At 73.6% G+C, this 6,502-nt stretch carries 7 protein-coding genes; 6 read left to right on the plus strand and 1 reads right to left on the minus strand.

Annotation, left to right across the window (positions count from 1 at the left end):
* Positions 1 to 115: 115 nt before the first annotated feature.
* The gene (locus EKO23_RS24145) at positions 116 to 1,789 is read left to right on the plus strand and encodes a glycoside hydrolase family 3 protein (protein WP_217702799.1); all 1,674 of its coding nucleotides are present in this window, start codon (positions 116 to 118) and stop codon (positions 1,787 to 1,789) included.
* A gap of 6 nt (positions 1,790 to 1,795) precedes the next feature.
* Here the strand turns inward: EKO23_RS24145 and EKO23_RS24150 are convergent, their stop codons facing one another.
* Positions 1,796 to 2,980 carry a class I SAM-dependent methyltransferase gene (locus tag EKO23_RS24150; RefSeq protein WP_134721042.1) on the minus strand — a complete coding sequence of 395 codons (1,185 nt, stop codon included), beginning with the start codon at positions 2,978 to 2,980 and terminating at the stop codon, positions 1,796 to 1,798.
* 196 nt (positions 2,981 to 3,176) lie between these two features.
* On the opposite strand from EKO23_RS24150, the gene EKO23_RS24155 reads away from it, so the two are divergent.
* The 5 genes from EKO23_RS24155 to groEL form a co-directional block, all read left to right on the plus strand.
* Complete coding sequence (locus EKO23_RS24155) at positions 3,177 to 3,671, plus strand: RNA polymerase sigma factor (protein WP_167880636.1); 495 nt, start codon at positions 3,177 to 3,179, stop codon at positions 3,669 to 3,671.
* On the plus strand, positions 3,661 to 4,299 hold the full coding sequence (locus EKO23_RS24160) for a hypothetical protein (protein WP_134721046.1): 639 nt from the start codon (positions 3,661 to 3,663) through the stop codon (positions 4,297 to 4,299). Before EKO23_RS24155 ends, EKO23_RS24160 begins: the two co-directional genes overlap by 11 nt.
* A gap of 65 nt (positions 4,300 to 4,364) precedes the next feature.
* A complete protein-coding gene (locus tag EKO23_RS24165; protein ID WP_134721048.1) occupies positions 4,365 to 5,036 on the plus strand; it encodes a hypothetical protein in 672 nt (223 codons plus the stop codon).
* Positions 5,037 to 5,268: 232 nt separating this feature from the next.
* Positions 5,269 to 5,562 (plus strand): co-chaperone GroES, encoded by a 294-nt coding sequence (gene groES / locus EKO23_RS24170; protein ID WP_134721054.1) that lies wholly within the window; start codon positions 5,269 to 5,271, stop codon positions 5,560 to 5,562.
* Positions 5,563 to 5,694: 132 nt separating this feature from the next.
* Positions 5,695 to 6,502 (plus strand): chaperonin GroEL (gene groEL / locus EKO23_RS24175; protein ID WP_134721050.1); only part of this gene is annotated, 808 nt, incomplete at its 3' end.

The raw sequence follows: 6,502 nt of genomic DNA on the forward strand, positions 1-6,502 counted from the left end.
TCGCACGCGTTCGAACACGTGCGAAGCGACACGAACACCGCGTTACAAGGTGCGCGCGGCCGCGATCGGGGGTTCTGCGTCGACCGTCACCAGCCGTGTGTTCACATGGGGACCCATGATTCCCGTACGGCTGGTCACCGCCGCCGCGCTCGGCGCGCTGGCGCTGTCGGGCTGCGCTCCCGCGGGCGACGACGACAGCGCGTGGGGCGACCTGCGCCTGGTCGGGCGCCAGGAGCCGACGCCGTACGCCGTGCCGCTGCGGGACCCGCTCTCCGCCGTCACCGACCCGGTCGCGCCCCGGCCGGTGCTGCGACCCAAGCGGGAGACGGCCCCGCCCGCGGCCGACCCGCGCGGGCTGCCCACCGCGAGCGAGTACACCCGCGCCGCTCGGCGGGTCGGCGCGATGTCGCTGCCGGAGCTCGCCGGACAGGTCATCGTCGCGTCGTACGACGGCACGAGGGCGCCGGTGCGCCTGGTCCGCCGGCTGCACCTCGGCGGGGTCATCGTGTTCTCCGACAACGTCGACTCGGCCCGCCAGATCACCCGATCCAACCGCACCCTGGCCCGCGAGGTCGGCCGCCCGCTGGTGGTCGGCGTCGACCAGGAGGGCGGCACCGTCGCCCGCGTGCTCGGCGAGGCCACCCGGTTCCCGGCGTTCATGTCGGCCGGCGCCGCCGACGACGCCGACCTGACCCGGGCCGCCGCGCGGGGCAGCGGTGCCGAGCTGCTCGGCATGGGCTTCGACCTGGTCTTCGCGCCCGACGCCGACGTCACGATCGGCCCGTCCGACCCGGTCATCGGGTCGCGCAGCGCCGGCTCCCGGCCGGGGTTGGTCACCCGGCACGTGGTCGCCGCGACCCAGGGCTACCAGGACGCCGGTGTGGTCCCGGTGCTCAAGCACTTCCCGGGCCACGGCTCGCTCACCACCGACAGCCACCTCGCGCTGCCGGTGCAGCGCCGGACCCGCGCCCAGCTCGACCGGGTCGACCTGCGCCCGTTCCGGGAGGCGGTCGCCGACGGCGCGCCGGCGGTGATGACCGGACACATCGACGTCCGCGCGGTCGACCCCGGTCGGCCGGCCTCGGTCTCGCGCAAGGTCACCTCGGGGCTGCTGCGGCGCGACCTCGGGTTCCGCGGCGTCGTCGTGACCGACTCGCTCGCGATGGACGGCGTCGAGAAGCAGCTCCCCGGCGGCAGGGGGGCGGTGGCCGCGCTCCGTGCCGGCGCCGACGTCCTGCTCATGCCCCCGGACCCGACGGCCGCCCGCACGGCCGTCGTCCGCGCGGTGCGCGGCGGGGCGGTCCCACGGGCCCGGCTCGAGTCCGCGGCCACCCGGATGCTCGCGATGCTGCTGCACCAGCGGGCCGCGGACGCGCCCCCCGCCGCTCCCGGCTCGCAGCAGCGGGCCGCCACCCGGCTCAGCCGGGCCGCGGTCACGGTCGTGGACGGCCGCTGCTCGGGCCGGCTGGTGACCGAGGGCATCAGGGTCGTCGGCCCGCGCGCCCAGGCCGCGCGGATGGAGGCGGCCGCCCGCCGCGCCGGGCTCCGCGTCGGCAGCGGCTCGAAGGTGGTGCTGGTCCCGCGCGGTGGTGCCGCGGCCCGCGGCCGGGTCGTGGTCGCGCTGGACACGCCGTACGTCCTGCGACGCAGCATCGCCCGCAGCAAGATCGCGACGTACGGCGACAACGCGGCCGTGATGAGGGCGCTGGTCGACGTCCTGCTCGGCAATGCCCCGGCTCCGGGCCACCTGCCGGTGACCGTGCGCGGGGTGGCGCGGACCGGCTGCTGACGGGCCCTAGAACGGCTGGACGAGGTACGCCGTGCCGTGGCCGGCGACCCGGGTCAGCACCAGCGTCGACTCGTTCTCGCCGTGCAGCTCCAGCCGCTTGCGCAGCTGCTCGGGCACCACGTCCACGCCGCGCTTCTTGATCGTCAACCGCCCGATCTGCCGCTGCCGCAGGGCCGCCTTGAGCGCCTTCTCGCGGAACGGCACCTCCTCGAGCACGCGGTACCCCTTCGCGAAGGGCGTGCGGTACGACGCGTCCGAGGTCACCCACGCGATGTGCGGGTCCAGCAGCCCGCCCTGGACCCCGGCCGCCACCGCGGTCACCAGGTGCGCACGCACCACGGCACCGTCCGGCTCGTAGAGGAACTGCCCGACCGGACGCACCGGCCGGTCGGCGCCGTCGTACGGGTCGTCCTCCTCGGTGAGCGTGGCCAGGCCGCCCTCGCCGATGACGGTGGCGCGGCGCTCGCAGGTCGCGAGGTACGACGACCACAGCGCCGCCTCCTTGACGTCGCCGCCCTCGCTCACCCACTCGGCCTCGACGCCCTCGGGCACCAGCTCGTGCGGGATCCCGGGCGCCACCTTGACCACGGACCGGCCGCGGAGCAGCCGCTCGACGAACGGCCACGGCGGGGTCCAGCCCTCAGCGTCGAAGACCCGGCCCCGGGCGCTCCGGCGGGCCGGGTCGGCGTAGACGGCGCCGAACGGCGAGAGGTCGAGGGCGGTGCCGTCGGCGACCTGCACCGCCCCGGCCAGCCCCAGCACGGCGAGGTTGGCCTCGGCCACCGCGACCCGCACCGGGTCGAGGTCGACGCCGGCAACGGTCAGGCCCGCGCGGGAGAACGCGATCATGTCGCCGCCGATGCCGCAGCCGAGGTCGAGCACGCTGGACGGCTGCGCCGCCGCGAGCCGGGCGGCGCGGTGCGCGGCCACCCGCGGCCGGGTCGCCTGCTCGAGCGCGTCGGGGGTGAAGTAGAGCCGCAGCGCCTCCTCGCCGAACTTCGGGACCGCCCGGGACCGCAGCCCGACCTGGGTCAGGGCGGCGGCGGCCCGGTCGGCGTCCGGCTCGATCCGACGGACGGCGGCGGCCGCGCGGACCGGGTCGCCCTCGGCGTCGGCGTACGCCCGGGTGGCCTGTCCCAGCAGCCGCTGCCCGTCGTCGGTGAGCAGCCAGCGGAAGGATTCGAGGTCCACGGCCGCCATCCTGCCAGCGGCCTGCCCACCCCGGCCCCGGGGTGCCGGTCAGCCGGTCGTGTGGTCACCCGTCCGGACCATTGCCGGGCTCGGTCAGGAGCGCGGACGATCGATTCGTCGGGACCTGTCAACCAGGAGCGGTGCTCGTGACTGTTACCCGACAGGACCGGCACGCGGACGACCAGCGGAGGCGACGGTGCGGACGGCGCAGGACAGGGAGTACGACTGGTACTTCCGCGCCTGCTTCGCGCCGGTCAGCCGCACCGTGTTCCTCATCGTCCACGACCGCTGCCTGGCCGAGGACATCACCCAGGAGGCGCTCTACCGGATGCTCCGGCACTGGCGCACCGTGTCGCGCTACGAGGCGCCCGATGCCTGGGTACGCCGGGTGGCCATCCGGATCGCGGTGCGAGAGGTGCAGCGGGCAGCCGCGCGGCCGGTCAAGGAGCGGCTGGGCCAGCCAGCCGTGCGCTACGACGACCTGCCTGACCCCGACGTCGCTCGCGCGGTGGCCGCGCTGGCGCCGATGCAGCGGGCGGCGGTGGTCCTCTACTACTGGGAGGACCGGCCGGTTGCGGAGATCGCTCGCGTGCTCGAGGTGTCGGAGTCGACGGTGAAGCAGCACCTGCACCGCGCCCGTCACCGTCTCGCCGAGGTCCTGGGGGAGGAGGTGAGCGGGGATGCCGGTTGAGGACCGCCTGCGCCGCGGGCTGGAGGCCAACGCCCGGGCGTTCGTGCCCGAGGGGGAGAAGCGGCTGGTCGAGGTGCGTCGCCGGCACCGGGCCCGGACCGGGACGATCGCGGCCGCGATGGCCGCCGCCGTCGTCGTCGGAGCCGTTTTCGCAGGGACCCTGCTGGGAGGTTCCGACCGGTCCGCCTCACCGCAGCCGGCGAAGGGGCCGACGGAGGTGTCCACGTCCGCGGGCACGTACGCCGGCCCGCGGATCCCGGACTCGGGGTGGCGGAGGGTCGTCACGCGCGAGCAGTTCGTCCGCGCCGGCGCCGACCGCGCGTTCCTGGCGGACGACTTCGGGCGCGCGGACCGTCTCCCTGTCACGCTCAGCTTCATCGGCACGGTCTACAGCCTGAGCGGCCGCTACCCCGCGGGGTGGTCGGTGGGCGATGCCGGCACCGTGGAGTATGCGCCCGACGGTCGTCTCCAGCTCACGAGCACCGCCCCGGGGTGCCGCGGCTGCGTGGGCTCGCTCAGCTGGCGGATACGCGGGAACCGGCTCCTGCTCGGCGGCTTCCGCGGCACCCCGGACGACCCGATGGCCAGCGTGATGCTGGAGGGCACCTGGACGAGGATCGGCGACTGAGGTCAACCGGAACCGGGGCCCGCGACTGTTTCCGGGTGAACAGTCCGCCCGGAAGGGAGCCCGTGATGAACCGACGAACCGCCCTCGCCTTCGGCCCCGCCGCCGTGCTCGCGCTCGCTGCCCCGCTCCTCCTGACCGCGCCGGTCGTCGCGGACCCGCCGGCGGAGATCGACCAGTCACTCCTCGTGCCGACCACGCTGGACAGCTCGTTCGCGCCGTTCGACTGCCGGATGAGGACCACCGGGCCGGTCTGCACCGGGGAACGCCACGTCGCGACGGACTGGGCGCCCTTCGACTTCTCCTGCGGCGACGTGCCGGTCTACGCCCGGACGGTCTCGGACCGCTACCAGACGCGGTACTACGACCACGACGACCTCAACTACGACCGCCACTTCCGGCTCAACGACATCGACTACCTGAGCACCATGCCCACCGGACCTGCGACCGCCACCATCTCCGCGATCACCCGGTTCGACGAGCCGTTCGCGGTGCCGGGCGACGACAGGACGCGCACGATCATCACCCAGGGCGTGCCCTGGGACATCCGGTCGAGCACCGGGCGCGCGATCTTCCGGGCGGTGGGGACGCTCGTGGAGCCTCCGGGAGAGGTCGGCACGTTCACCGGTCACACGACCGTCGACGGCGTCACCACGACGTACGACGACGCTCCGCTGACGCAGGTGCTGCCGGACGACGCCTTCGTCGACTACGTCTGCCGAGCCGTCACGGGCGGGTGAGCCGTCGGCCGCCCACCCTCCGCCGACCCCGGTCGACAGCTCAGGAACGGGTCCCACCTCTGGCACTCGGTCGAGGGGAGTGCTAGCGTCTGATCTGGCACTCTCGCCCCGAGGGTGCCAGCGCTTGCACCGAGGTACGACCCCCGCGACGGCGTACCTCACCGCAGGCTCGAACTTCCCGGGCACGTGCCCGGGTTCCGTTCCGACAGTTACGAAAGTGGAGGTCGACATCGTGTCGGTCAACATCAAGCCCCTCGAGGACCGCATCGTCGTCAAGCCGCTCGACGCGGAGCAGACCACGGCTTCCGGCCTGGTCATCCCCGACACCGCCAAGGAGAAGCCCCAGGAGGGCGAGGTCCTGGCGATCGGCCCGGGTCGCATCGACGACAACGGCAACCGCGTCCCGCTCGACGTCAACGTCGGCGACAAGGTGATCTACAGCAAGTACGGCGGCACCGAGGTCAAGTACGCCGGTGCCGAGTACCTCATCCTGTCCGCCCGCGACGTGCTGGCGATCGTTTCCTGATTTCGAGACGGCCGGGGCACCCCGTCGCTCCGCGGCGGTGTGCCCCGGCCTCCTCAATCTCCTCCTTCGTTCGGGCGGGCTCGCAGGCTCCCCCGCCCGCGTCGGAGATTCCCCTTCCCGTTAAGGAGAGCAATGCCGAAGATCCTCGAGTTCGACGAGAACGCCCGCCGCTCCCTCGAGCGCGGTGTCGACAAGCTCGCGGACGCCGTCAAGGTGACCCTCGGCCCCAAGGGCCGCTACGTCGTGCTGGACAAGAAGTGGGGCGCCCCCACCATCACCAACGACGGCGTGACGGTCGCGCGCGAGATCGAGCTGGACGACCCCTTCGAGAACCTCGGGGCCCAGCTCACCAAGGAGGTCGCGACCAAGACCAACGACGTCGCGGGTGACGGCACCACCACCGCGACCGTGCTGGCCCAGGCGATGGTCCACCAGGGCCTCCGCGCCGTGGCCGCCGGCGCCAACCCGATGGGCCTCAAGCGCGGCATGGACGCCGCCGCCGCGAAGATGGGCGAGGCCCTCCTCGAGGCCGCCCGCGAGATCGAGACCCGCGAGGACATGGCCGCCGTGGCCACGGTCTCCTCGCGCGACGAGGTCATCGGCGACCTGCTCGCCGAGGCCTTCGACAAGGTCGGCAAGGACGGCGTGATCACCGTCGAGGAGTCCAACACCATGGGCACCGAGCTGGAGTTCACCGAGGGCATGCAGTTCGACAAGGGCTACCTCTCGCCGTACTTCGTCACCGACCCGGAGAGCATGGAGGCCGTCCTCGACGACCCCTACGTCCTCCTGCACCAGGGCAAGATCTCCGCGATCGCGGACCTGCTGCCGCTGCTGGAGAAGGTCATCCAGGCCGGCAAGCCGCTGTTCATCCTTGCCGAGGACGTCGAGGGCGAGGCGCTCTCGACCCTGGTCGTCAACAAGATCCGCGGCACCTTCA

Source organism: Nocardioides guangzhouensis (assembly GCF_004519545.1).
GTDB classification, from domain to species: Bacteria; Actinomycetota; Actinomycetes; order Propionibacteriales; family Nocardioidaceae; genus Nocardioides; species Nocardioides guangzhouensis.

Coding starts and splice junctions, on each gene's coding strand:
- EKO23_RS24165 (WP_134721048.1), top strand. CDS start 4,365: ATGAACCGACGAACCGCCCTCGCCTTCGGCCCCGCCGCCGTGCTCGCG.
- EKO23_RS24145 (WP_217702799.1), top strand. CDS start 116: ATGATTCCCGTACGGCTGGTCACCGCCGCCGCGCTCGGCGCGCTGGCG.
- EKO23_RS24160 (WP_134721046.1), top strand. CDS start 3,661: ATGCCGGTTGAGGACCGCCTGCGCCGCGGGCTGGAGGCCAACGCCCGG.